The organism is Bacillus cereus group sp. BfR-BA-01524 (assembly GCF_022662595.1).
Taxonomy (GTDB): Bacteria; Bacillota; Bacilli; order Bacillales; family Bacillaceae_G; genus Bacillus_A; species Bacillus_A thuringiensis_S.
The window spans coordinates 1-492 of the sequence record NZ_JAKUDW010000277.1 but is presented as its reverse complement, the minus strand read 5'-3'; the positions used below and the strand labels follow the sequence as shown (position 1 = coordinate 492).

Below are 492 nucleotides of genomic sequence, written 5' to 3'. Positions count from 1 at the left end.
CTACCCAGCCCAGTATAAACTAGATGTACTTTATTATATGAATGAACACGGGACATCTATCAGAGAAACAGCGGCACTTTTCAATATACCGTCTTATGAAACACTTCGGAAATGGAAAATAGCTTATGAAACAGGAGGATTGGATGCCCTACAATCAAAGAAAAAGGGGCGTCCAACCATGAAAGATAAAAAAATAAAACCAGTAGATGAAGGATCAATCGAAGCCTTACAAGCGGAAAATGAGCGTTTACGTATGGAAAATGCATATTTAAAAAAGTTGAATGCCTTAGTTCAAAACAAAGAAAAATCACCAAACAAGATAAAGCGCAAGTAATCTACGAGTTAAGGCATGAATTTCCTATCAAGGAGTTACTTCAACTGGCAAACATTCCACGTAGTACGTACTATTACTGGATGAAACGTTTTAATCGTCCTGATCCAAATGCGGAGGTAAAAGAACTGATTCAAGCTATTTATAATGAACACGATGGG

Annotated in this window: 1 pseudogene; it reads left to right on the top strand. The window is 37.0% G+C overall.

Going from position 1 to position 492, the window contains the following annotated elements:
• A pseudogene (locus MR170_RS32860) lies at window positions 1-492 on the top strand (helix-turn-helix domain-containing protein); the annotation flags it as partial.